The organism is Streptosporangium oxazolinicum (assembly GCF_039537505.1).
Classification (GTDB): Bacteria; Actinomycetota; Actinomycetes; order Streptosporangiales; family Streptosporangiaceae; genus Streptosporangium; species Streptosporangium oxazolinicum.
Window position 1 is genome coordinate 892,219 of sequence record NZ_BAABAQ010000001.1, and the last position, 21,492, is coordinate 913,710.

Below are 21,492 nucleotides of genomic sequence, written 5' to 3' on the forward strand. Positions count from 1 at the left end.
ATAATCACCGCCATGAGCTACACGATCGGACAGCTCGCCAGACTCTCCGGGCTGCCGGTGAAGACGATCCGGTTCTACTCCGACATCGGGGTGCTCCCCGAGCGCGGCCGCACCCGGAGCGGCTACCGCCTCTACGGCGACGAGGACCGGGGGCGGCTGGAGCTCGTCAGGACGCTGCGCGAGATCGGCGTCGACCTGGCGACCATCAGATCTCTCGGCGACCGCGACCTGGGCGAGGTGCTCTCCCTGCACCTTCGTACGGTGGAGACGCAGATCAGGGCGCTGCAGCGGACCCGGGCGGTGCTCAGGGCCACGCTGGAGCGGGACGAACCGGCCGACGACGACCTGCGCCGGCTCAACGCCCTCGGGCGGCTCGGCGCGGCGGAGACGGCCGCGCTGGTGAACGAGTTCGTCGACGACGTCGCCGGGGAGAACGCCGCCAGGCAGGAGTGGCTCGGCGGCCTGCGCGCGGCCATGGTGCCCGACCTGCCCGACGAGCCGGGCATCGAGCAGCTCGACGCCTGGCTGGAGCTGACCGAGTTGCTCGCCGACGACGACTTCCGCGCCTCCCTGCGCGAGATGGGCGGCGACTTCTGGGCGAACGCCGACGGGATCGACCTGGCGGCCTGGCACGAGGCCAACACCCTGGCCACGGAGACGGCGCTGGCCGCGACGCGGGACGGCGTGGCCCCGGAGTCGGAGGCCGCCGCGCCCATCGCGGCCGGGATCGTCGCGCTCCTGGCCGGGGCCCAGCGGCGCACTCCGGAGTCGATCGTCCGGGACTACGCGGAACACGACCCGCGCGCCGGGCGATACTGGGAGCTGGTGGCCGTGATCAACGGCACCCCCTGGCCACCGGAACCCGTGATCGCCCACGAGTGGATCGCCGCCGCGACCGCCTCTCACCTCGGGTAATCAATCATCTACACTAGCTTTTTGTCGCTTTTGTCCGTTTTTTCTGAGGGGGCGACTCGTGTCAGGCTTCAAAATCATGACCCGTACTCGGGCCGCGCTCGCGACAGCCGCCGGCTGCCTGGCGGCGGCCTCGTGCGGTACGGCCACCCCCGGGCCCGCCCCGGCCGCGCCTCCGGTCACCTCGGCGCCGATCTCGGCGTCCTCGCCCGTCACCGAGGTGGCCGCCCCGGAGCCGACCGTCGTGACGCCGCCGACCAGCCCGCCCACCACGGCGTCGCCGACCCCGACGGGGCCGCCGAAGTTCTCCGCGAAGGTCTCCCGGGTCGCCCGTGAACGGCTCGAATACTCGTGGCGGCCCGGATGCCCGGTCCCGGTCGGCGACCTGCGGCTGATCACGATGACCTACTGGGGCTTCGACGACAAGCCGCACACCGGCGAGCTGGTCGTGAACAAGACCGCGACCGACGACATCGTCTCCGTCTTCCACCGCCTGTACGACTGGCGCTGGCCGATCTACAAGATGCGGCTCGTCGACGCCTACAAGGCCGACGACTTCGCCTCGATCGACGCCGACAACACCTCGGCCTTCAACTGCCGCCCCGCGGAGGGGTCGAGCAGCTGGTCCAAGCACGCCTACGGCCTGGCCGTCGACATCAACCCGCGCGAGAACCCGTACATATACGCCAACGGCACGGGGTCCCACAAGAACGCCCGCGAGTTCTTCAAGCGCCCCGTACGGGCTCCCGGAGTGATCAACCCGGGCGATCGCGTGGTCAAGGCCTTCCAGCAGCGAGGCTGGGAGTGGGGCGGCTACTGGTCCGGCATCAAGGACTACCAGCACTTCTCCAAGGGCGGGAACTGAGCCCCGGGGAGGCGCTCGTCCGGTGACGGGGCCGTTCTGGGCAGCGGGGCAGCAGGGACACCGGCGGGCCGGGCCCGCGCTCAGCCGTACACCGACGAGACCCCGACGCCGATCCTGGTTCAGCCGTACACCGACGAGACCCCGACGGGGCGGCCCCGGCTCGGCCATGCACCGTCGAGATCCCGGCGGGTCTGTCCGGGTCAGCCGTACGCCGGTGAGACGTCGGCGGGCTGGAGCAGGTCCCAGCGATTGCCGTACAGGTCCAGGAAGACGACGACCCGGCCGTAGGGCTCGCTCCGCGGGGCCTCCTCGAAGACGACGCCCGCCGACAGCAGATGCTCGTAGTCGCGGGCGAAGTCGTCGGTGTGGAGGAAGAGGCCGACCCTGCCACCGGTCTGGTCGCCGACCCGGGCCTCCTGCTCCGAACCGTCGGCGCGTGCGAGCAGCAGCGCCGTCTCCCGGGCACCGCGCGGGCGGACGGTGACCCAGCGCTTGCCGTCACCCAGCGGCGTGTCCTCCAGGAGCTCGAAGCCGAGGACGTGGAGGTAGAAGCCGAGGGCTTCGTCGTAGTCACGCACGACGAGGGTGGTGAGGCCGAGATAGGACCCCACGGGCGGCCCGAGCCTTCCCCGGGGCCCTGCCCCCGCCGTCAGATCGGCACGGACGGTCTCCTGAAGATTGGTGATCGTCAGGATGACCCGGGCGGCGAGCAGGCCCGCGACGATCGGCAGCGGGACGCAGACGACCAGGGCGACGGTCTCCAGAACGGTGAGGTCCGCGTTCCCCAGCGCCATGGACGCCGTCTCCAGCACCGTCCACAGCAGCCACGCCAGCCACCACGCCCAGACCAGCCCCGAGCGGCGTCCCCGGTAGAGGTCGGTTCCCGGCCGCAGCCCGCCGGGCCGGGAGGTGGTCAGGATGTCGTCGACGACCCCCTTGGGGACGAACAGGTTGGCGATGGGAGCGATCCACCCGAACACCAGGTACGGCGCGGCGTACCTGTGGAAGACCCCGGGGGAGATCGCGTGCGCGTTGTTCCGGGCGCGGAACAGCCAGCACACGAAGGCGATGCCCGTCAGCAGGTGAAGGACCCAGAAAAGAAGGATGACCGGGGAGAGGAGCAGCGCGTACACGGCGTTCCACTCGTAGACCGTCCGCCACGACCAGCTCTCCCGGTAGAGGAGCCGCATCGCCGAGGTGCCGGCGGAGGCGACGGAGGTCAGCGCGATCAGGGTGAGGGCGACGGTCGCGAACGCGCGGACCGGCCGCAGGAAGCGAACAGGCGCGAAAAGCGCGTTCGGGTACATGGGAGTCCTTCAACGAGGATCAAAACGGCCAGTATGCCGGATCAGGGCATAGCACCATGAACGTTTTTCTACCTGCTGGTTGTCCCCTCCATCACCGGCATCTTCCCGGTGGCCGGGGGACGGGGAGTGCGTGACCGGGCCCTGAGGCATCATTGGTCCATGACGGCCGGGGACGGGGACGGGTGGGCTCGGTGCGATCTCGGGCACCGGCACTGGGGGGTGTACGGCGCGGCCGGTTTGCTCGCCGTCCACCACGACGCCGAGGACGGGCCCCGCGTCCTGATGCAGAAGCGTTCCGCGTGGAGCCACCACGGCGGCACCTGGGGCCTGCCGGGCGGCGCCCGCGACAGCCACGAGGACGCGGTCGCGACCGCCCTGCGCGAGGCTTTCGAGGAGGCCGCGCTGGACGGCACCGGCCTGCGGGTCCAGGGCGTCTACCTCGACGACCACGGCGGCTGGTCCTTCGACACCGTGATCGCCGAGGCCTCCGAGCTGCTGCGCGCGATCCCCGCCAACGCCGAGAGCGACGACCTGCGCTGGGTCCCCGCCGAGGAGATCGCCACCAAGAACCTCCACCCCGGCTTCGCCGCGACCTGGCCGGTCGTCGGCCTCGCGCTCACCCCCTCCCTCGTCGTCCTCGACGTCGCCAACATCGTGGGCGCCCGCGCCGAGCACGGCTGGTGGAGGGATCGTGCGGGGGCGGCGGCCAAGCTGCTCGCCGAGGTCGGCGCGCGTGCCGCCGACGGCCGGTGGGCCGCGCCCGACCGCGTCCCGGCGCTGGCACGCTGGTTCCCCCGGCTGACCGCGGTCGTCGAGGGCGCCGCCCGCGGCACCGCCTCCGTGCCCGGAGTCTCCGTGATCGCCGCGCCGGGGAGCGGGGACGACGCCATCGTCCAGGCCGTACGGGACACCCGCCCCTGGGAGCGCGTCCTGGTCGTCACCGCCGACCGGGGGCTGCGCGAGCGGGTCACGCGACTGGGTGCCGAGACCGCCGGACCCCGGTGGCTGCTGGCGCAGTTGTGATGTTCCATGTGAAACATCGGAGCGATATGGCACGATGAGGCGCGTGTCCGAGCTTCGAACCGGCCCGCGGAGTCCCTGGACCGATGACGAGAGCCAGGTCCCCCCGGATTCCTGGGGACGTACGGGTTCCGCTTCCCAGGGACGTACGGGTTCCGCGAACCGTGCCCTGCCGTGGGGGTTCGCGCTCGTCGTCGTCCTGCTGGTGGTGGGGCGTTTCGCGCTCGCGCCGCACCTGACGGCGCCCGCGCTCCAGACGTGGGCGACGATCTTCGTGGCGATCTGCGTGCAGGCGCTGCCGTTCCTGGTGTTCGGGGTGGCGCTGTCGGCGGCGATCACGGCGTTCGTCCCGGCGTCGTTCTGGACCAGGGCGCTGCCGAGAAGCCCGGCCGCCGCCGTACCGGTCGCCGGGATGGCGGGGGCGGTGCTGCCGGGGTGCGAGTGCGCGTCCGTCCCGGTCGCGTCGGGGCTGATGGCCAGGGGGGTGACCCCCGCCGCCGCGCTGGCGTTCCTGCTCGCCTCCCCCGCGATCAACCCGATCGTGCTGGTCGCGACCGCCGTCGCCTTCCCCGGGCAGCCGATGATGGTGCTGGCCCGCTTCGGCGCGTCCATAACCGTGGCGGTGCTGGTCGGCTGGCTTTGGCTGAGGTTCGGCCGCGCCGACTGGCTGCGGATCCCTTCCCGGCCGCAGGGCGACGGCCCGAAATGGGTGCAGTTCGGGGAGGCGATGCGGCACGACCTGCTGCACGCGGGCGGGTTCCTCATCGTCGGCGGGCTCGCCGCGGCCACGCTGAACGTCACGGTCCCCCGCGAGTGGCTGACCGCGATCGCCGAGGTGCCGTGGCTCGCCATCCTGGTCATGGCGCTGCTGGCGGTGCTGCTGTCGATCTGCTCGGAGGCCGACGCGTTCGTGGCCGCCTCGATGACCGCGTTCTCACCGACCGCGAAGCTGGCCTTCCTGGTGGTCGGGCCGATGGTCGACCTGAAGCTGATCGCGCTGCAGGCCGGTACGTTCGGCAGGGCCTTCGCGGTCAGGTTCGTCCCGGTGACCTTCGCCCTCGCCGTCCTGGTGAGCACCGTGTTCGGCTGGCTGCTGCTGTGAGACACCCCTTCGTCCCGTTCTCCCCCTCGCTCCCTGCCACCGGGTACGCCGACCGACCGGCACCGGGATCCACCACGGCGGAAGGAACCCGCGTCCCCCGATGAACCGTGTGACCCAGAACCTCGTCCTGACCCTGCTGGGCTGCGCCGTGCTCCGGATCTCGGCGTTCTCCACGACCTATCTCAACTACGTCAAACCCGGCTTCCGGCCGTTCCTGATCGGCGCCGGGGCGGTGCTGGTGATCCTCGGGCTCATCGGGCTGTTCCAGGCGGGCCGGACGAAGGAGACCTCGGCGGAGGAGCACCACGGCTCGCACGAGGACGGGCACTCACATGGGGACGGGCATCCGCACGCGGAGGGGCATTCGTACGCGGAGGAGCATCCGCCGGAGAACGGGAGTTCCCGGGAGAGCGGGCATCCGCCGGAGGACGGGGACTCCCAGGAGAGCGGGAACTCACCCGAAGACGGGCACGCGCGGGAGAGCGGGCACGACCACGCGCACGGTGGGCCTCGGGTCGCGTGGCTGCTGTGCCTGCCGGTGTTCGCGATCTTCCTGATCGCGCCGCCCGCGCTGGGCTCGTTCGCCGCCTCCCGGGACGACACCCCGCCGCCCCGCGACCAGACCCTGAGCTCCTTCGCCCCACTCACCGGCACCGGCGCCGTCGAGATGACCATCGGCGACTTCATCGGCCGGGCCTGGGACGACGACAAGAAATCCCTCACCGGCCGCGAGGTCAGGGTCACCGGCTTCGTCACACCGGCGAAGAAGAAGGGGCAGTGGTACGTCACGCGCATGCAGATCGCCTGCTGCGCCGCGGACGCGTTCCCCTTGAAGATCGCGGTCAGGGGGCTCCAGGCACCACCGGCGGACACCTGGGTCGAGGTCACCGGCACCTGGATCCCGCAGACCTTCGGCACGATGCCCAACGGGGTCATCTACCCGCAGATGACCGGCAAGAGCCTCACGAGGGTCGATCCCCCCGACGAGCAGTACGAGTAGGCCGGGTATACCGAGGCCCAGATCGCTCCCGCCCGCCCGTACGGCCGAAGGAGTCAGGCGCGGGCCGGCTCCGGTTGCGGAATCGGCACCGGTTTCAGATTCCGGGTGGCCCGGTGGAACAGCCAGTAACTCGTCACCGCGACGACGATGAAGAGCAGCCTGGCCGGTCGGGGGATGTCCAGGATGAGCAACCCGTCGCTGAGCGAGTGGAGCATGGCCGCCGTGACGAAGGCGACGACGATGGGGAGGGTGAGGACGGCGCGGCCCCGGACCTGCCAGACGCCGAAGGCCACCGCGCAGACCAGGCCGGTCCAGACGAGGTGGCTGAAGGGGGTGCTGAGGCCGCGCAGGAGGAGGACCGTGCCCGCGCCCAGGGCGCCGTCGTGGTTGGCGATGCTCTTCCAGGCGTAGGCCATCGACTCCATGATCGCGAATCCGGTCGCGCAGGCCAGGCCGAGGGCGACCCCCGCGGCCTTGGTGAGGTGGCGGCCGGTGAGCGCGACCGCGAGGGGCGGGACGAGTTTCGCGGGTTCCTCGATCCATCCGACCCGCAGGATCGAGTTGCTGTTCTTCTCGGAGATGAGGAGCGCGTCGAAGTAGCCGCCGAGCAGGAGCGCGACACCGCCGCCGAACAGGAACATGCCCGCCAGCGTCATGGCCGGCACGCTGGTGGCGATGTGGATACGGTCGTGGACGGCGAGCAGGAGCGCGATGGGCCCGGCCGAGGCCCCGTAGAAGAAGGCTGCAGGGAGGACGGCCTGGTTACCGGCCACCTGCATCATGGCGATGAGCGAGAAGGACAGAGCGATCAGGGCGATCCACGCCTTGAACCATCGATGCCGATAGAAGCGCATATGGTCTCGCATGGTAAGTAATTCCCCAGCACATATGCCCTGGATTCGGGGGAAATGTCCATATTTATCTAAACATCGACTCCGCGACGATCACAGCACCGATGACCACGAACACCACGGGCACCAGCCACGCGCCCGTCCGCTCCACCAGGGCGATGACCTTCTTGTGCGACCCGAGCCAGGAGGCCGCCACGCACCAGACCGCGACGAGCACCGCGAACACGGCCACCGTGACGGCACTGGACGCCGGTCCGATCGTGCGGAACAGCGGGGTGTAGACGGAGATGTTGTCGGCCCCGTTCGCGATGGTCACCCCCGCGATCGAGAGCACCCCCGAGGCGACCCGGGGCGCCTCGCCGTCACCGTCCCTCCCGGCCCTCCTAGCTTTGACCAGACCCCACACCCCCAGGCCGAACGGCACCAGGCCGAGCAGCCCCACCCAGCGGTCCGGTATCACGGCGAGCCCGAGGGCCGCCGCGGCCGAGACGGCCACCAGCGCGGCGATGCCCGCGTACTGGCCCGTGACGATCTGCCAGGGGCGGGGAACGCCACCCGCCCTGCACGCCAGGAAGAGCACCGTCAGAATGATGATGTCGTCCACGTTGGTACCGGCGAAGACGGCGGCGGCCGTACCGATCGTTTGAATCACGCGCGCATTATGTCGGCTCTCCCTCCTGGTGCGCGACGAGCGTGGTCAGCCGAGAGCTACGGGCGTTATGATCACTTTCATCCGCTCTTGCCAGTCCCTCGGAGACCGCACGTGGGCTATCCGCCGCAGTACGGCCAGCCGTCGCGGGGTGAGACGGGACGGGGGCTGGTCGTGATGGTCGTCATGGCCGTCGGCCTGGCCATCGGGACCGTCATCACCGTCTTCATGGTGTTCAACCCACCCTCGTCACCGCCGAGCACGTCCTCGACGCCCGGCGGCGAGCACTCGGAGACCTCGGTCCGCCAGGCCGTCCAACCGGCACTCGACGCCTACAGCAGCGGGTCGTACGGCGACTTCTGGGACCTGTGGACCACCGAGGCGCAGGGGCTGATCGCGCGGGAGGAGTACGTGAGGCTGTTCGAGATCTGCCCGCCGATCCTGCCGAACTCCCCGCTCACCATCGCCGGTGTCACGATCACCGGCGACAACGCCCGGGTCGAGGCGACCCGGCTCGACGACGCGACGGACTTCGACTTCGCCTTCGAGAGCGGTACGTGGCGGTACGAGCCGTCGGCCGAGGAGCGGCTCACCTACCAGGCGCCGGTCGACCGGATAGCCGAGCAGCGGCGGGCCATGGGATTCTGCGGCGCGGTCACCCCCACCCCTGGCGCGCCCACCCCCACCGGTCCTGCCAATCCCATCGATCCCACTGTTCCCGGCAATCCCACTGTCCCCAGCAGTCCCGCGGACCCCTCGGTTCCCGGTGTTCCCACCGTTCCGACGAACCCCGCCGATCCCTCTGTTCCCGGTGCTCCCACCGCGCCCGCGAACCCCGGTGACCCCTTGGTTCCCACCGTTCCGACGAATCCCACCACTCAGCCGCCGGGGTTCCTGGAGTGATGACCTTTGGTCCGGAAGTGCTGCCATAATCCACAATTCACGGCTACTGTCGAACGCATGGCCCACTCCATGCCGGCATGGCGAGACGGCACAGGATCGGAAAAACCATCATCGAACGATCACGATGGTGCCAGACAAGAATCGGATTCGGTTCCGCTGTGGCTGGCACACCTCCAGCTCAGAGAAGGACAAAGGACAATCAGCGCACCGGCTTCTGACACAACTATCACCATAGAGCTGGATAAAGCGGATTATGAGGCGCTTTCCCGTAAGGCGCGACTGACCGGAAACCGCGTCGCCGATGTGATCCACGCGGCCGTCCAGCGAGAGATAGGCAACAAGCCCCACGTGATCACCCTGATGCACCGCTGGAACCTGCATCGCGAAGACCTCGACACGGCGGCCGACTCCCTCGGGGTCGACCAGCTCTCCGAGGCGGAGTGGGGCCAGATCGGCATTCGCCGTTTCCGGAGGCGTTGAACCATGCTTCCCGGTCGAGTACTCGACGTGAGCGCGCTCGTCGACATCGCGGTGGCGAAGACCGAATACTCCCGGAGCGTCGCCGCCATGTGTCTCTTCCGTGGTGGCGGGATATGCGTCCCGGCGACCAGCCTCGCGGCCGTCCTGTCCATCTCCCCGATCTCGACCCAGGTGGAGCTGTTCGAGCTCGTCACGACACCCGGTGTGAAGATCGACGACTTCACCCACGGAAAGGTGGGGGACATCGCGGAGATCCTCGACGGATCGCGCGACATCACGGCCGGACACGTCATCTGGTGTGCCCGCGCCACCAAATGGCCCATCCTCACCGATCGCGGGGCGGAGCTCATCCAGTACGACCAGAACATCGGGATCGATCCCCTGCCGTAGCGAGACCCGGCCGGGAGGCGTGCCGACGTGGCGGCTCCCGGTTCGGCCGCTCGCCCGGTGCGCTCCGCCGCCCGGTTCGAGCGGTCACCCCGGCTCGGCCGGTCACCTTGGCTCGGCCCGTCGGCCTGGCCCGGTCGACGGCCCCGACTCGGCCGGTCGGCCGTGGGCGAGGGTGGGCGCCCCCTGCCCGATCCCTGTCCAGGCGGTCGGCGACGGGTGGGATTCCCATCACCCATACTTTTTCAGCGAAAAACGATGCCAAATATCGTCGTACACACGATCGATTTTCGGGGCTGCGGCTTTCACACTGGGAGGGTGACGTTCGAGACGAGGCGCATCAAGCTAGACATTCCTGACGGACCAGAATACGACCAGGTGCGCGATATGCATGGTCACACGGTCACGGTGTTCGCGTCCACGGAGATCAACGGCGAACGTTCCCTGAAAATCGGCAGCCGGACTTTGCTGCTGAGGAAGGTGGGCGTGGACGAGGACGAAGAGGGGCCGATGGACATCTACCGGGCCGAATCAATTTCAGAACCCTCGTACTGAGGATCCGTCCAGGTGTCCCGTGCCCCGCTTGTCCCCGCGTCCCGGTGTCCCCGCGCCGGTGCGCCCGCCTCCGGGCCAACCGTGCCCGGTCCCGGATCCGCGGCCCGCCGTGGGGGACGTCCCGGAGGTACGCCACCGAGGTAAACCACGGGGGTATCCCGCGCGGGGTACGCGTGGGAATACGCCGTTCGTACCGGGGAACTCGTGAGGGAAACGTGCACGCCCGTCCGGCGCAAGCCCGTCCAGTACGAGGAGCTCCGACCGATGCGCATCACCTTCGCCACCGAAGCGGCACCCGGCAGGCAGAACACGGACGTTAAGGAAACCGCGGGCACCGCAGAAGCCACAGATCCCGTGGACAGCGCGGACGGAACGGACAGAACGGATATCACAGATAGCACGGACGGCGACGACAACGAGGACTTCTTCGGGGCGACCCCGGACGCCTTCGTCCTCCTCGACGGCGCGGGCACCCCGGAGGGGGCGGAGACCGGGTGTGTGCACGGCGTCGGCTGGTACGTACGCTCGCTGGGCTCGACCCTCCTCGCGGGCATGACGCAGGACACGGGAACGCTCACGGAGATACTCGCGAACGGCATAAAGGCCGTCGCCTCCCTCCACGACTTCGTCTGCGACCTCACCCATCCCGGATCGCCGTCCGCCACAGTGATCATGGTTCGCCGTACGGCGGGGAACCTGGACTTCCTCGTCCTGGCGGACTCCGTCCTCATCCTGGACATGACCGGTCAGGCGGAGCCGACGGTCGTCTGTGACGACCGGGTGGACCGGGTCGGCAGGGCGCACCGGTCGGCCATGGACGGCCTCGCCCACGGAAGTGCCGAGCACGTCACCGCGCGCCGGGAGTACGTGGAGACCATGCGGGACCACCGCAACCGCGAGGGCGGTTTCTGGATCGCCGCCGTCGACCCGCTCACCGCCGAGCAGTCGCTCACCGGCACGCTCCCCGCCGACCGGGTACGGGCGGTCGCCCTGCTCAGCGACGGAGCCTCCCGGCTCGTCGACCTGTTCGGGCTGGCCACCTGGCGCGAGGTCCTCGACACCCTCGAACGGTCCGGCCCCGGCGAGCTGATCCGCCGGGTTCGCGAGGCCGAGCACACCGATTCCGACGGCTCCCGCTGGCCCCGGACGAAAACCCACGACGACGCGACGGCCGCCTACTGCCTACTCGGCTGATCCACGACAACGCGACAGCCGCTTACCGCCCGTCCGGCGAGCCCGTTCCCTCTTCCCCTGAAGGCTCCTTGAGGGCTTTCCTCGGGAGCTCCTTGAGAGCGAGGGCCCAGGGGTGGTCCCCCCGGCCTCCGTCCTCGGTATCGGCCGGGTCGGACCCGGAAGGGCTGGGCAGGACGCGGACGCCTTCGGCCCGGAGGCTTTCCACGCTCCGGCGGAACGGCGTCCGCGCGGCGAGGGCTTCGTTGACGAAGGGCAGGACGACCACGGGGATGCCGAGTCCGGGGGCTTCGGCGAGGAGGCCGAGGGCGTAGGTGTCGGCGATGCCCTGCGCGAACTTGTTGACGGTGTTGTACGTGGCGGGGGCGACAATGATCGCGTCGGCCCTCGGGGGCTTGGGCTCGTCCGGTCTGCGGTACCGGCTGCGGACGGGTCGCCCGGTGCGCCGTTCCAGGGCGGGGACATCGACGAAGTCCAGCGCGGACGGGGTGGCGACGACCTGGACGATCCAGCCCTCCTCCTGGGCGAGGGCGACGAGACGGCCGACGTCGCGGGCGGCACCGGCCGCGCACACGATGACGTGGAGAAGCCTGCCGGACTCGGTCACGCGATCACTCCCAGGTATGAGATGTCATCCGCGCTTCGGAGGACACCTTGACGAACGTGACAGACGGTGGAGACTTATGCGGTGGTCAAAACCCTACGTCCCCGGAATTACAACGAGGCGATCTACGTCGGGCACTTCTTCCGTACCGGCGTGCCCGTGGTCATGGACCTCAATGGGCTGGCGGACGACGAGGCGAAACAGTTCGTCGACTTCGCCGCCGGACTGGTGTTCGGCAGAGGAGGGGACATGGATCGCCTGTCATCGAAGGTGTTCCTGCTGATGCCTCGCGGACCGGGCAACCGGGTGCCGGTCACCGAAGAGGCACCGTAGCGGGCTGACCGGCGAGCCCCGGATCTCCTCGGATCCCTCGCGCGGTGTTCAAGCGCCGCTGGGAGGTTGGAAGCCGACGTAGCGGCGCTCCGAACGGTGATCCCGGTCAAACCGGCCCGGAGATACCTCGCCTTCGACCGCTCACCCGGGAGCGAGCGGTCGCCGTACACACCTCACCCCGCCCGGGACCGGTCATGCCGTCGAGCAACTGGCCCACGATGCGGTCTCGCGGGTCGTGGCCGACGGCGTGACCGGATGCTTCCATGCCGAAGACACCGGCGAAGCGCGGCAGGAAGACGGGCAGGGCGAATCAGGGCGCACAGCGCCGTCCCGTAGGCCACCTCGAAGAGACAATCCGCGCGACCTGGCCCCTTCTCATGCAGCGACCGGCGAACCACTGAGAGAGGCCCTGGAGCACGCCCTGATCCGCTGGATCGGTGCCGAACCGGCGAACTGAGAAACGCCGACCGCGAGAGGCGACGGATTTGAGGACGCCGTACGACCAGAGCTCTCCGGGACTGTCTCGGCCCGGAGAAACGTGAGCGGAGCGACGAAGAGCAGGAACCGCCGGCGGATTCGGAGCGTGCCGGGTCCTTCCTGATCGTCCGGTGAAGGATTTTGGCCCGTCGCGGTAACTACAGATGACCGCATACGCCAGGAAAGGCCAACATGTATGACAATCCCTCGCGAAGTCATCGAGGTCGATGACGCGACCCTCATCGAGCGGTCGCTGAACGAACCCGAGATCTTCGCCGTCCTGTTCGACCGGCACGCGCCGCTCCTGCACCGCTATGTGACCAGAAGACTGGGTCCCAACGAGGCGGAGGACGTCGTGGCGGACACCTTTCTCGCTGCCTTCCAACGTCGGAGCGACTATGACCGGGGCCGCTCCGACGCCCGCCCGTGGCTGTACGGCATCGCCTCCAACGTGATCGGCAAGCGGCGGCGCACCGAGACGAACCTCTATCGCGCGTACATCCGCAGCGGCGTACACCCAGCGGAGATACCTGGCCTCCAGGTGGAGGACGGGGTCAACACCCTGGCCGTCAACCGGCCACTGGCACGGGCCCTGCTGGGACTGACCCGGGCTGACCGCGACGTACTGCTGCTCGTCGCCTGGGCCGAACTGAGCTACCAGGAGGTCGCCGACGCACTCGCCATCCCGCCGGGCACCGTCGCCTCGCGGCTCAACCGAGCCCGTCTCCAGATCCGCCAAGCCCTGAACCAGGAAGAACGAGGAGAATGACGATGGACGCACTGAAGTCGATGTGGGAGACCATCCCTCCCGCCACCCCGGGGGAACTCTCCGGAGCGCGGCGGCGGCTACTCGACGGTATGCGGCCCCGGCCGCGCCTCGTCACCGCCCCCCGGCTGCTGGTCGCGGCCGGTGTCGCGGTGGCGACCGCCGCCACGGCGCTGGTCATCGGGGACAGCCCCCCCGCCTACGCGCTGGCCAGGAACTCGGACGGCACGCTCACGGTGACCGTCAACGAACTACGCGACCCCGACGGGCTGCGGGCCAAGCTGGGCGCGGCCGGTATCAAGGCGGATGTGACGTTCCTGGCCGCGGGCACGCGGTGTGCGGCCCCTCGGTTCGCCGCCGTGGATTCGACCTACGATGGGCCGCCCACCGCAGGGCCGGATGAGCTGCGTTCACTCGTGAAAGAAGCGCGTTCGCCCAAAGCCGCCGTAGTGACCTCCATACGGACGATCCGGATCTCCCCGGAGCACATCAAGCCGGGCGAGACGCTCGTCATGGAGTTCCGCGACAACTCGAACGCACAGGTGCCCTGGCGACTTGGCAGGTGGCTGGCCCAGGCGGACACCCCCGTGCAACCGTGTACGCCCGTCGAGGACGCCAACTGAGACGACCCTGCGGCACGATGCCTCCTCGTCCTTCCACCAGGTCGAGGAGGAGGGCGAAGGTGCCGATCCCGCCGAAAGAGCGAGGTCATGGACGCGTCCTGACCCGTGGCACAGGAGCACGACCACGCGGCGTGTCCTCAAAGCAGGCCGCTACCCTCATCACCGGTTTCCGGCGCCACCGTCCGCCGCCGGCGCGCGAAGAGGCGACCACCCCACCGCAGCCCGCGAAGGAGGAGCCGGACCACCCCGAAGAGGAATGCGATCTCGAACAACAGGGAGCACATGAGGAGGACTTCGCCGAGCAGTTCCCGGTCGCTCTCGCGCGCCCACTCGACGAGCACCGGCGTGACGGCCATTCCGAGCACGTACCCGAGCATCGCCAACGCCTCGCTGTACCCGGCTCGCACGAGCTGATCTTATGCCTGTACGCGAAAGCCCGTGGTGACGCTCTTCGAACCCGGAACCCGATCTTCGGGACCTGACGGCGCCGGTGGTCGCGGTCTCCCTGAACCGTCGCGGGTCGCGGACGCCGATCTCCCCGGCCGGGAGGAGCAGACCTGATCGGCACGGCATCGTCCCGCTCGGCTCTCAGGTGCTCGATCTGTGCCGTCGGAGGCTGCGCCCCGGGTTGCGGGCCCGGGTGCTCAGCCTGCCGTCGGAGGTGCGGCCCGGGTGCTCAGCCGAGGCCGTGCCACTGCCGGACCGCGTCCCGGTGCTCTTGGCGGCCGATCGCCACGAGGTTGGAGCGGTAGAGACCGATCGCGCCGGGGCGGTCGAGGTCGGCTCGCGTACACGGCCGCAGGACGTTGTCCAGCTCGTCCACCAGGAAGACCCAGGGATAGCGGGCGAAGACAAGGTCGAGCAGTTCGCTCGCATCGCAGCCGCAGTTCGCCTGGAGCTCGGGGTGCAGCTCGAACAGCAGCGTCGGCAGGGCGGTCAGGGTCTGGGCCGCGCCTCGCAGCACGAAGCCCTCGTAACCCTCGACATCGATCTTGATGATGTCGGGTGGGCCAAGGCGATGGTCGGCAAGATAGGCGTCGATCGATGTCATCGGCATGGTGATCGCGCCCGTGGGCGTCCCGACGTTCGCCGCCGCGGCCGAGTGCTTGCCGGATTGCTCGCCCGACAGGTGCACGGTCAGCTCACCGGGCGACGCCCCCACGGCCACCGGCTCCACGGTCACCCGGCCGGTCAGATCGTTACGCTCCACGTTGCGTCGCAGGTAGGCGATGTTCTCCGGCACCGGCTCAAAGGCGATCAACCTGCCGTCCCGCGGAAGGTGCGTCCCGCCGGTGCAGGCGTAGACACCGATGTTCGCTCCGACATCGAGGATCGAACGACTGACCGAGGCCAGTCGCTCGAAGACGCCGACCTCGAACTCCTCGTAGTATCCCGCCGAGATCGAGGGCATGATCGTCGCGTCCCACACCGGGCCGGTCAGCACGACATCCCGGTAACGCGCCTCGGCATCGCGACTCCCGGTGGTGACGCCCAGCCGGAACACCGTGTGATAGAGCCGGTTGACCAGGGGGAGACGCCGGACGCTATGGCCGCGCAGCAGGGTGCGGGCCACCCGGCTCCTGTTCGCCGCCCTGGCCGCTCGCATCACCCCGATGGCGAGATCCCGCCGTAATCGCTTCATCGACATGGCCATGATGTGAATCTTGGCTTAATCATGGCTCATACGAGTAGAAATCCGGTGAGCGTCAGCGGCCAGAGTCTTACGGCATGCCGGTCGCGTCAGGTTCCCTCGATCGGGAAACCTGCCCGTCGTTCTCCTCGTCCGGGGCCCTGTGCTGTGAGGTCGGCACCACGGTCTGTTCGGTGTCCTTGTCACGGGTCACCCAGAGATAGACCAGCGCGCCGACGAACAGCACGATCGAGGTCCACTGGTTGATCCGCAGCCCCAGGAGCGTCACCGCGTGGTCCACTCCGCCCACCGGGTCGATCCGCAGCCCCTCGATCCAGAACCGCCCGAACGTGTAACCGGCGACGTAGAGGGCGAACAGGCGGCCGTGGCGCAGCGTGAACCGCCTGCCGACCAGGATCAGCCCGAAACCGAGCGCCGCGCACCACAGCGACTCGTACAGGAACGTCGGGTGGTAGAGCACGCCCGGCTCGCCGCCGTGCGCCTGGTCGATCTCCAGGCCCCACGGCAACGTGGTCGGACTGCCGTACAGCTCCTGGTTGAACCAGTTGCCCCAGCGGGCGATCGCCTGCCCGAACGCGATGCCGGGCGCGACCGTGTCGGCCACGGCGCCCAGAGACAGCCCCCGGCGGCGGCAGGCCAGCCACACGCCCACGCCTCCCAGGGCGACCGCGCCCCAGATGCTGAGCCCGCCCTCCCAGATGAACAGCGCCTGGTAGGGCTCCTTGACCGCGCGCGGGCCGAAGTAGTTCTGCCAGTCGGTGATGACGTGGTAGAGGCGAGCGCCGATCAGGCCGAAGATCACCGCGGGGATCGCGATGTCGCCGATCACGCCCTTCTCGCCGCCACGGGCACGCCAACGACGCTCGCTGAGCCAGACACCGAAGACGATCGCGACGACGAAACATAACGCGTAAGCCCGGATCGGGATGATTCCGAGATACCAGACCCCTTGGGAAGGGCTGGGAATCGAGGCAAGGGGCATGCCAGTGAAGCTAATCAACGCGAGGCCACTTGGCCGCCTTCGTGACCTGATCGCAAACCTTCGCGACGTGACGTGGCATGGACCAACCGGTGCGGCATTCAACGACGGCCTTGATACGGTCCTCGGCCGTGCTGGGCTCGCCACCAAAAGGGATTCTCCGCTAGGACGAGAGGCCCGGTTCCAGGTCATGGATCTGGGCCTTCTCGTTATTCGGCCGGTCTCCCTCCGGAGGAAAGCCGTACGGCTTCCCCATGTGGAAGATCGGTTCTCCTTAACGCAGGTGTTCGGGCAGACTCAGCCACATGTCGGCCTCGTCGGTGATCGATCGGTTGTCGATCGGCCGCAGGCTCGCTCCGGCGTAGCAGTAAGCCTCGGCTTGGTGGTGGTAGAGGTAGGTGGCGAGGATCTCCTCCGCGGATTCTTCGGCGTGGACGCTGCCGCCGCCGGGGTGGGTGTCCCATTCCTCGATGACGCCGTCGCGGGCGACGGCCCCCTGGTTGCCGCTCTTGGGATTGGCGAACAGTCCGTAGCAGACGGTGCCCACCGACAGGCGCTTTATGATGCCGGGGTTGGACGCGGCGTATCCCCAGGGCTGAACGACGACGCATCCGCCGGGCACGTCCGTGACACCGATGACGGCCAAGCCGGCGTCGAAATCCGTCCAGGGATCCTCCATGATCTCTTCAACGTCGGCGTCATCGGCCGGTACGGCCTCCAGGCGCCGTACCGCCTCGGCAGCGGTGATGTCGGCCACGCAGGCGAGGCTGTGGCCGTCGTCGTCGAAGCTCCCCAACGCGGCGATCAGACGCCCGGCCTCCGCCACGGCGGCGGTCTCGGCGACGGACAGGCCGATCTCGCCATCGGGAAGAGGGAACAGGTCAGGGGTGGGAGTGGCCAAGCCGAGTCGTCCGGGGGACCAGCCGTTCATCATCGGTCGCCACGGGTCGGCTCCGGCGGCGACCAGGGCGCGGGCGTTGCCGGGGCGGTTGGCGAAGACGGCTGCCCAAAGCGCGGTACGACCTTCGTGCTCCGCGTCAACGTCGCCGCCACGCTGAGCCAGCTCCACGACCACCTCGGGCGAGCCGCACTCGGCCGCCGCGTGAAGCGGTCGTTCGTGGAAGAACACCCCTGAGTTCGGGTCAGCACCCGCGTCGAGCCGGGCACGGATCAGGCCGAGGTTCGTCCAGTCGTCCCAACCAATGCCGGACCACCCGGATCCATCGTTGACGGCCATGGCTCTCCTTGAGGGGATGTACGGGCTATATGACCGCCGATCATGGCGTACGAGGCCGACAAATTCCGGGCCCGGTCGCAGCCGGTCTACGAGAGAACGGCGCTTTCCGGCGATCGTGGTCATATCGGCCGGTGAGGGCCGGGCGGAGATCGGTGAAAAGTCCGCGGCCCCGATGAATGCCGCTGCCTCCTTGGCTCTTTCCAGCGGATCATGTGGCCTCGACAGGATGCCATACAGCTAAGGGTTCAAACGCGAGACCTCTTCTCGGAGCCACAAGGTGAAACGGCGGTGCGTTCGACGATCGCCGTACAAGCCATCGATCTTCGTTTCGAACCCGAAGAAGCTGTGGATCGCGTCTGCCAACGGCTCCTTTTCGTCCTTGCCGAGCTGCTTGATGAGGAGCTCTATGGCGTCGAGGAACTGGGCGCCGAGAGTTCTACGGCTGTCGTCCAGCCGCCCGCATTGTTCTGCACCCCACCCCTCCGTGAGGGTGCCACGCTGACCAAGCCGCAGAGCATCTTGACGCACGCTTCAGCACCGTTGAGCATCAGAATCGAACGCACCAACCTCACCGGAAGGCGCAACCATGAGACTCACCCTGCTCGGCACCTCCAGCGGAAAAAGCGGCTGCCCCGCCCTGTACGCCACCGACCGTGGCACCTACGTCGTCCAGGGCAAGCGCGTCACCGACCAGGAAGCGATCGCCGACCTGGTCGGTCTCCAGGACGACGAGTTCTACGTGGAAGTCCCCGCCCACCTCCTCACCTTCGCGCAGAAGCCCGAGTGACTCGATTCGTCGACCGCCCTGAATTCACCGACCTGGTTCTCGGCTTCGAGCACACGGCATTCCGGCTGGAGGTCCGCGACCGCTACAACGAACCGTCCGAGGCCGAGGTCTTGCACCGGTTCCTGAGCAGCGGGCAGCTGGACGACTCCTACATGTCGGACTGGGTCGAGGAGCTTGGCCCCCGACTGGCCGGCGGTCAGCGGATGGACCGGGTCCGGGTGGTGTCCGAACCGCACAGCGACTACACGCGGTTCGGGCTCGCCCTGGCGACGTACAACACCGCAGCAGGCGAGGACATCAGATATCTGCCCCGCCACCAGGCGGCCGGACTTGATCTGCCCGAGCATGACTTCTGGCTGATCGACTCCACTACGCTGCTCATCTTGACGTTCGACGATGACGACGTGCTCCTCGGTGCTGACCTCATCGACGATCCGGCCGTGGTCGTGAAGCACTGCTACTACCGGGACGTGGCCCGCCGCCACGCCTTTCCGTGGATCGAGTACAAGACGCGTGTCGACCTACCAGAAAGCCCGTGAGGCGCTCGGCCTGCGCCTGCGTGAGCTGCGGCGAGACGCCCGTCTGACGGGCGCCGAACTCGCCGCAGCTCACGGCTGGCACCGCACGAAGATCCCTAAGATCGAGAACGGGAAGCAGACGCCGTCCGACGCCGACCTTGAAGCGTGGGCGGCGTCCTGCGGTGTGCCCGAACAGGCCCGCGAGCTGATCGCAGCTCTGCGGTCGCTGGAAGGCCAGTACGTCGAGTTCCGCAGGATGTTCCGGGCGGGTATGGCGGGACAGCAGCGAGCGTTCGCCGAAGTCGAAGCTGCGGCCACCTTCATCCGTAACTTCGAGACCTGCTTCGTCCCGGGCCTGCTGCAGACGCCTGAGTACGCCCGCGAGCGGCTCACCGAGGCGGTCGCCTACGACAGCGCGACAGACGATCTCGACGAAGCCGTCGCCGCACGGATGGCCCGCCAGCAGATCATCTACTCCACCGGTCGACGCTTCCACTTCGTCATCACCGAGTCCGTGTTGAAGCTTCGCCTGTGTCCGGTCGAGATTCTGGCCGGTCAGCTGGAGAGGCTGGCGGTCGCCTCGACGATGCGGACGATCCGCCTCGGCGTCATCCCCTTCGAAGCCCGCTACCCGGTTGAGCCAGTCCACGGATTCCACATCTTCGATGACCGGCACGTCTCGGTCGAGACTCTCACCGCGGAGCTCACCATCACCCAGGCGAGCGAGGTGAACGCTTACCTGGGCTCGTTCGCCCGGCTCGCCGACGCGGCGGTTTACGGCAGGGAGGCACGGGCGCTGATCGACCGCGCGCTGGATGACCTGGTGCCCGGCAAGTAGCAGAAAGTGCGGCAAGATGCTCGCTCCACACGGGCATCGCCGCGCAGGCGCATCTTGGCGCACTGTCCTTCAAGGTGCACGTCGATCCGCCCTACCGTCCTGAGCATGGCTTCCTTCCCTGAGCCGCCCCTGCTCCTGACCGACGACCAAGCCCACGCCCTCGCCCTGCACCTCGGCCGCGCGTTCCCGCCGTGGCGCATCTGGCGAGCCGCCGACACCTGGTACGCGACCGGGCCGTGCCGCATCCCCGAATGTGTCTGCTCCCGCACCCTCCACGCTCCGGGGCCGGCTGATCTATGTCAGCAGCTCGCCGAGGTGGAACAGGCCGAGCGGGAGCAGCGGGGAGACGGCGCCCTGTCGAACGAGGCGGCGTTCCTCCTCGGCGAGGCCCAGTTCTCCGACGAGGCCGCACAACTGGCCGAGCGGCAGCTGAAGGCGCTGCAGCAGGAGTTCCCGGGCTGGGACATCACCTGCGTGGCCGACCTGTCCACCCCGGTCTGGTACGCCGTTCTGCGCACCGCGCCCACCGACCGACAGAAGGTGGCCGGGGTGCTGGCCAAGCTCATACGATTCTCCGCCGAAGCACTCGCGACCGCCCTAGCCACGCAGGTGGAGCGAGTACATCGAGCGCGTGCTATTCATACCTTCGGAGCAGGGTGCTGAGTTCGCTGATGTGGGTGTGAGCCCTTGGTAGATGGCTCGGGCCGGAAGAACGTACTCCAGGCGGTGAAAGCCGACGGTGCGCGAATGCCTGGGGTCCGGTCAGGGCGCGGGAGAGTCGCTCTCAGGGGCGGCTGATGGTGGCCACGACCTCGACGGTCAAGATCCGGGGAGTCCAAGTGAGGAGGTCAGCACAGTCCTCCAGCGGTATCCCTCATCCCGGTTCAGGTCGATCAGGGCGACGCGTCTGAGGGTGAGGGGCACGACATCCGCGTACCGGCTGAGTGCTTCTCGGATGGGGGCCAGCGGCACCCCGCTGGTATTGGCGTAAGCGAGACTGACGTGAGGGTGGAACCCCTCGGCAGACTCCGGCACCCGACCTTCACCCCAGACCTCGCCGATGGCTTCACGTACGGCTTGGCGTACCACGGCCACGGCCTCGACGGGTCGCACCGGCAGATGCACGCCTTCGGCGTCGGCCAGCACCGACCCCAGCCTCACCTCTATCGGGCCGAGGTTGGCCAGTCGCTCGGTCGCCGCAGCGCCGATCGCCGCCAGGTCCTCCTGGCTGACCTCGTCGGCGAAGCCGACACCCTGGGTGGTCATGTGCAACCACTGGGATGGAATGGGATCCAGCGCAGCCACCTTGTCCAGGTCAGAACGTATCCGTGCCACGAACTCGTGCAGCTCGGGCTGATCGTCCACAAGGAAGTGCCAGGTGTAGAAGCTGCGGCCAGGCCGCCAGCCAGGACGCCACCACCAGTGATCACGAGTCTCGGTATCCTCCCCAGCCAAAG

Annotated in this window: 27 protein-coding genes; 17 read left to right on the forward strand and 10 right to left on the reverse strand. The window is 68.6% G+C overall.

All coding sequences use genetic code 11. The features are described from left to right. The first annotated feature begins 12 nt into the window (after positions 1 to 12). Positions 13 to 915, forward strand: a complete 903-nt coding sequence (locus ABD817_RS04145) for a helix-turn-helix domain-containing protein (RefSeq protein WP_344915092.1) — start codon at positions 13 to 15, stop codon at positions 913 to 915. A gap of 76 nt (positions 916 to 991) precedes the next feature. Next, entirely contained in the window at positions 992 to 1,777 is a 786-nt protein-coding gene (locus tag ABD817_RS04150; protein ID WP_344915094.1) for a M15 family metallopeptidase, read from the forward strand. Positions 1,778 to 1,977: 200 nt separating this feature from the next. Here the strand turns inward: ABD817_RS04150 and ABD817_RS39545 are convergent, their stop codons facing one another. After that, the gene (locus ABD817_RS39545) at positions 1,978 to 3,084 is read right to left on the reverse strand and encodes a DUF4328 domain-containing protein (protein WP_425583247.1); all 1,107 of its coding nucleotides are present in this window, start codon (positions 3,082 to 3,084) and stop codon (positions 1,978 to 1,980) included. Between the two features lie 159 nt (positions 3,085 to 3,243). Between ABD817_RS39545 and ABD817_RS04165 the strand changes: the two genes are divergently transcribed. The 3 genes from ABD817_RS04165 (at position 3,244) to ABD817_RS04175 (ending at position 6,206) form a co-directional block, all read left to right on the forward strand. After that, positions 3,244 to 4,107 carry an NUDIX hydrolase gene (locus ABD817_RS04165; RefSeq protein WP_344915096.1) on the forward strand — a complete coding sequence of 288 codons (864 nt, stop codon included), beginning with the start codon at positions 3,244 to 3,246 and terminating at the stop codon, positions 4,105 to 4,107. 34 nt (positions 4,108 to 4,141) lie between these two features. Continuing rightward, on the forward strand, positions 4,142 to 5,206 hold the full coding sequence (locus ABD817_RS04170; RefSeq protein WP_344915098.1) for a permease: 1,065 nt from the start codon (positions 4,142 to 4,144) through the stop codon (positions 5,204 to 5,206). A gap of 100 nt (positions 5,207 to 5,306) precedes the next feature. Next, positions 5,307 to 6,206, forward strand: coding sequence for a TIGR03943 family putative permease subunit (locus ABD817_RS04175; RefSeq protein ID WP_344915100.1), 900 nt, complete (start codon positions 5,307 to 5,309; stop codon positions 6,204 to 6,206). A 53-nt stretch (positions 6,207 to 6,259) separates the two neighbouring features. Here the strand turns inward: ABD817_RS04175 and ABD817_RS04180 are convergent, their stop codons facing one another. Together ABD817_RS04180 and ABD817_RS04185 are read right to left on the reverse strand one after the other, a co-directional pair. Further along, positions 6,260 to 7,060 carry a PrsW family glutamic-type intramembrane protease gene (locus ABD817_RS04180; protein ID WP_344915102.1) on the reverse strand — a complete coding sequence of 267 codons (801 nt, stop codon included), beginning with the start codon at positions 7,058 to 7,060 and terminating at the stop codon, positions 6,260 to 6,262. A gap of 64 nt (positions 7,061 to 7,124) precedes the next feature. Continuing rightward, positions 7,125 to 7,709: a cadmium resistance transporter gene (locus ABD817_RS04185; protein WP_344915104.1), complete on the reverse strand. Its 585-nt coding sequence runs from the start codon at positions 7,707 to 7,709 to the stop codon at positions 7,125 to 7,127. 111 nt (positions 7,710 to 7,820) lie between these two features. Here ABD817_RS04185 and ABD817_RS04190 point away from each other — a divergent pair, with 111 nt between their 5' ends. The 5 genes from ABD817_RS04190 (at position 7,821) to ABD817_RS04210 (ending at position 11,225) form a co-directional block, all read left to right on the forward strand. Then, complete coding sequence (locus ABD817_RS04190; RefSeq protein ID WP_344915106.1) at positions 7,821 to 8,609, forward strand: hypothetical protein; 789 nt, start codon at positions 7,821 to 7,823, stop codon at positions 8,607 to 8,609. 57 nt (positions 8,610 to 8,666) lie between these two features. Then, on the forward strand, positions 8,667 to 9,089 hold the full coding sequence (locus ABD817_RS04195) for a hypothetical protein (RefSeq protein WP_344915108.1): 423 nt from the start codon (positions 8,667 to 8,669) through the stop codon (positions 9,087 to 9,089). A 3-nt stretch (positions 9,090 to 9,092) separates the two neighbouring features. Beyond that, on the forward strand, positions 9,093 to 9,479 hold the full coding sequence (locus tag ABD817_RS04200) for a hypothetical protein (RefSeq protein ID WP_329088464.1): 387 nt from the start codon (positions 9,093 to 9,095) through the stop codon (positions 9,477 to 9,479). 315 nt (positions 9,480 to 9,794) lie between these two features. After that, positions 9,795 to 10,031 carry a hypothetical protein gene (locus ABD817_RS04205; RefSeq protein ID WP_344915111.1) on the forward strand — a complete coding sequence of 79 codons (237 nt, stop codon included), beginning with the start codon at positions 9,795 to 9,797 and terminating at the stop codon, positions 10,029 to 10,031. Between the two features lie 264 nt (positions 10,032 to 10,295). Continuing rightward, on the forward strand, positions 10,296 to 11,225 hold the full coding sequence (locus ABD817_RS04210; RefSeq protein WP_344915113.1) for a protein phosphatase 2C domain-containing protein: 930 nt from the start codon (positions 10,296 to 10,298) through the stop codon (positions 11,223 to 11,225). Between the two features lie 22 nt (positions 11,226 to 11,247). Here the strand turns inward: ABD817_RS04210 and ABD817_RS04215 are convergent, their stop codons facing one another. Continuing rightward, positions 11,248 to 11,829 (reverse strand): flavoprotein, encoded by a 582-nt coding sequence (locus ABD817_RS04215; RefSeq protein ID WP_344915115.1) that lies wholly within the window; start codon positions 11,827 to 11,829, stop codon positions 11,248 to 11,250. 81 nt (positions 11,830 to 11,910) lie between these two features. Between ABD817_RS04215 and ABD817_RS04220 the strand changes: the two genes are divergently transcribed. From ABD817_RS04220 to ABD817_RS04230, 3 genes are all read left to right on the forward strand, one after another. Beyond that, complete coding sequence (locus tag ABD817_RS04220) at positions 11,911 to 12,159, forward strand: cell division protein SepF (RefSeq protein ID WP_344915117.1); 249 nt, start codon at positions 11,911 to 11,913, stop codon at positions 12,157 to 12,159. Positions 12,160 to 12,832: 673 nt separating this feature from the next. Continuing rightward, positions 12,833 to 13,405: an RNA polymerase sigma factor gene (locus ABD817_RS04225; RefSeq protein ID WP_344915119.1), complete on the forward strand. Its 573-nt coding sequence runs from the start codon at positions 12,833 to 12,835 to the stop codon at positions 13,403 to 13,405. A gap of 2 nt (positions 13,406 to 13,407) precedes the next feature. Then, positions 13,408 to 14,025 (forward strand): hypothetical protein, encoded by a 618-nt coding sequence (locus tag ABD817_RS04230; protein ID WP_344915121.1) that lies wholly within the window; start codon positions 13,408 to 13,410, stop codon positions 14,023 to 14,025. A gap of 137 nt (positions 14,026 to 14,162) precedes the next feature. On the opposite strand, the gene ABD817_RS04235 is transcribed toward ABD817_RS04230, so the two are convergent. From ABD817_RS04235 to ABD817_RS04255, 5 genes are all read right to left on the reverse strand, one after another. Beyond that, entirely contained in the window at positions 14,163 to 14,432 is a 270-nt protein-coding gene (locus ABD817_RS04235) for a hypothetical protein (RefSeq protein ID WP_344915123.1), read from the reverse strand. Positions 14,433 to 14,701: 269 nt separating this feature from the next. After that, positions 14,702 to 15,679, reverse strand: a complete 978-nt coding sequence (locus ABD817_RS04240; RefSeq protein WP_344915124.1) for an FkbM family methyltransferase — start codon at positions 15,677 to 15,679, stop codon at positions 14,702 to 14,704. Positions 15,680 to 15,746: 67 nt separating this feature from the next. Beyond that, complete coding sequence (gene lgt, locus ABD817_RS04245) at positions 15,747 to 16,658, reverse strand: prolipoprotein diacylglyceryl transferase (protein WP_344915126.1); 912 nt, start codon at positions 16,656 to 16,658, stop codon at positions 15,747 to 15,749. A 271-nt stretch (positions 16,659 to 16,929) separates the two neighbouring features. Further along, positions 16,930 to 17,892, reverse strand: a complete 963-nt coding sequence (locus tag ABD817_RS04250; protein WP_344915128.1) for an ankyrin repeat domain-containing protein — start codon at positions 17,890 to 17,892, stop codon at positions 16,930 to 16,932. Between the two features lie 237 nt (positions 17,893 to 18,129). After that, positions 18,130 to 18,420, reverse strand: a complete 291-nt coding sequence (locus ABD817_RS04255; protein ID WP_344915130.1) for a hypothetical protein — start codon at positions 18,418 to 18,420, stop codon at positions 18,130 to 18,132. Positions 18,421 to 18,478: 58 nt separating this feature from the next. On the opposite strand from ABD817_RS04255, the gene ABD817_RS04260 reads away from it, so the two are divergent. The 4 genes from ABD817_RS04260 to ABD817_RS04275 all read left to right on the forward strand — a co-directional run bounded on the left by ABD817_RS04260 (position 18,479) and on the right by ABD817_RS04275 (position 20,698). Then, entirely contained in the window at positions 18,479 to 18,679 is a 201-nt protein-coding gene (locus ABD817_RS04260; RefSeq protein ID WP_344915132.1) for a hypothetical protein, read from the forward strand. Then, on the forward strand, positions 18,676 to 19,218 hold the full coding sequence (locus ABD817_RS04265) for a DUF6879 family protein (protein WP_344915134.1): 543 nt from the start codon (positions 18,676 to 18,678) through the stop codon (positions 19,216 to 19,218). The genes ABD817_RS04260 and ABD817_RS04265 overlap by 4 nt, the downstream gene beginning before the upstream one ends. Beyond that, the gene (locus ABD817_RS04270; RefSeq protein ID WP_344915136.1) at positions 19,193 to 20,035 is read left to right on the forward strand and encodes a helix-turn-helix domain-containing protein; all 843 of its coding nucleotides are present in this window, start codon (positions 19,193 to 19,195) and stop codon (positions 20,033 to 20,035) included. The genes ABD817_RS04265 and ABD817_RS04270 overlap by 26 nt, the downstream gene beginning before the upstream one ends. A 105-nt stretch (positions 20,036 to 20,140) precedes the next feature. Next, positions 20,141 to 20,698 (forward strand): hypothetical protein, encoded by a 558-nt coding sequence (locus ABD817_RS04275; protein ID WP_344915138.1) that lies wholly within the window; start codon positions 20,141 to 20,143, stop codon positions 20,696 to 20,698. 156 nt (positions 20,699 to 20,854) lie between these two features. Here the strand turns inward: ABD817_RS04275 and ABD817_RS04280 are convergent, their stop codons facing one another. Then, a complete protein-coding gene (locus ABD817_RS04280; RefSeq protein ID WP_344915140.1) occupies positions 20,855 to 21,490 on the reverse strand; it encodes a 2'-5' RNA ligase family protein in 636 nt (211 codons plus the stop codon). Between the last annotated feature and the right edge of the window lie 2 nt (positions 21,491 to 21,492).

Excerpts from the sequence above, each read along its gene's own strand:
- ABD817_RS04230 (WP_344915121.1), top strand. The coding sequence starts at position 13,408 with ATGGACGCACTGAAGTCGATGTGGGAGACCATCCCTCCCGCCACCCCG.
- ABD817_RS04260 (WP_344915132.1), top strand. The coding sequence starts at position 18,479 with ATGAGACTCACCCTGCTCGGCACCTCCAGCGGAAAAAGCGGCTGCCCC.
- ABD817_RS04150 (WP_344915094.1), top strand. The coding sequence starts at position 992 with ATGACCCGTACTCGGGCCGCGCTCGCGACAGCCGCCGGCTGCCTGGCG.
- ABD817_RS04210 (WP_344915113.1), top strand. The coding sequence starts at position 10,296 with ATGCGCATCACCTTCGCCACCGAAGCGGCACCCGGCAGGCAGAACACG.
- ABD817_RS04275 (WP_344915138.1), top strand. The coding sequence starts at position 20,141 with ATGGCTTCCTTCCCTGAGCCGCCCCTGCTCCTGACCGACGACCAAGCC.
- ABD817_RS39545 (WP_425583247.1), bottom strand. The coding sequence starts at position 3,084 with ATGTACCCGAACGCGCTTTTCGCGCCTGTTCGCTTCCTGCGGCCGGTC.
- ABD817_RS04250 (WP_344915128.1), bottom strand. The coding sequence starts at position 17,892 with ATGGCCGTCAACGATGGATCCGGGTGGTCCGGCATTGGTTGGGACGAC.
- ABD817_RS04170 (WP_344915098.1), top strand. The coding sequence starts at position 4,142 with ATGAGGCGCGTGTCCGAGCTTCGAACCGGCCCGCGGAGTCCCTGGACC.
- ABD817_RS04200 (WP_329088464.1), top strand. The coding sequence starts at position 9,093 with ATGCTTCCCGGTCGAGTACTCGACGTGAGCGCGCTCGTCGACATCGCG.
- ABD817_RS04195 (WP_344915108.1), top strand. The coding sequence starts at position 8,667 with ATGGCCCACTCCATGCCGGCATGGCGAGACGGCACAGGATCGGAAAAA.
- ABD817_RS04240 (WP_344915124.1), bottom strand. The coding sequence starts at position 15,679 with ATGGCCATGTCGATGAAGCGATTACGGCGGGATCTCGCCATCGGGGTG.
- ABD817_RS04225 (WP_344915119.1), top strand. The coding sequence starts at position 12,833 with ATGACAATCCCTCGCGAAGTCATCGAGGTCGATGACGCGACCCTCATC.
- lgt (WP_344915126.1), bottom strand. The coding sequence starts at position 16,658 with ATGCCCCTTGCCTCGATTCCCAGCCCTTCCCAAGGGGTCTGGTATCTC.
- ABD817_RS04180 (WP_344915102.1), bottom strand. The coding sequence starts at position 7,060 with ATGCGCTTCTATCGGCATCGATGGTTCAAGGCGTGGATCGCCCTGATC.
- ABD817_RS04175 (WP_344915100.1), top strand. The coding sequence starts at position 5,307 with ATGAACCGTGTGACCCAGAACCTCGTCCTGACCCTGCTGGGCTGCGCC.
- ABD817_RS04165 (WP_344915096.1), top strand. The coding sequence starts at position 3,244 with ATGACGGCCGGGGACGGGGACGGGTGGGCTCGGTGCGATCTCGGGCAC.
- ABD817_RS04145 (WP_344915092.1), top strand. The coding sequence starts at position 13 with ATGAGCTACACGATCGGACAGCTCGCCAGACTCTCCGGGCTGCCGGTG.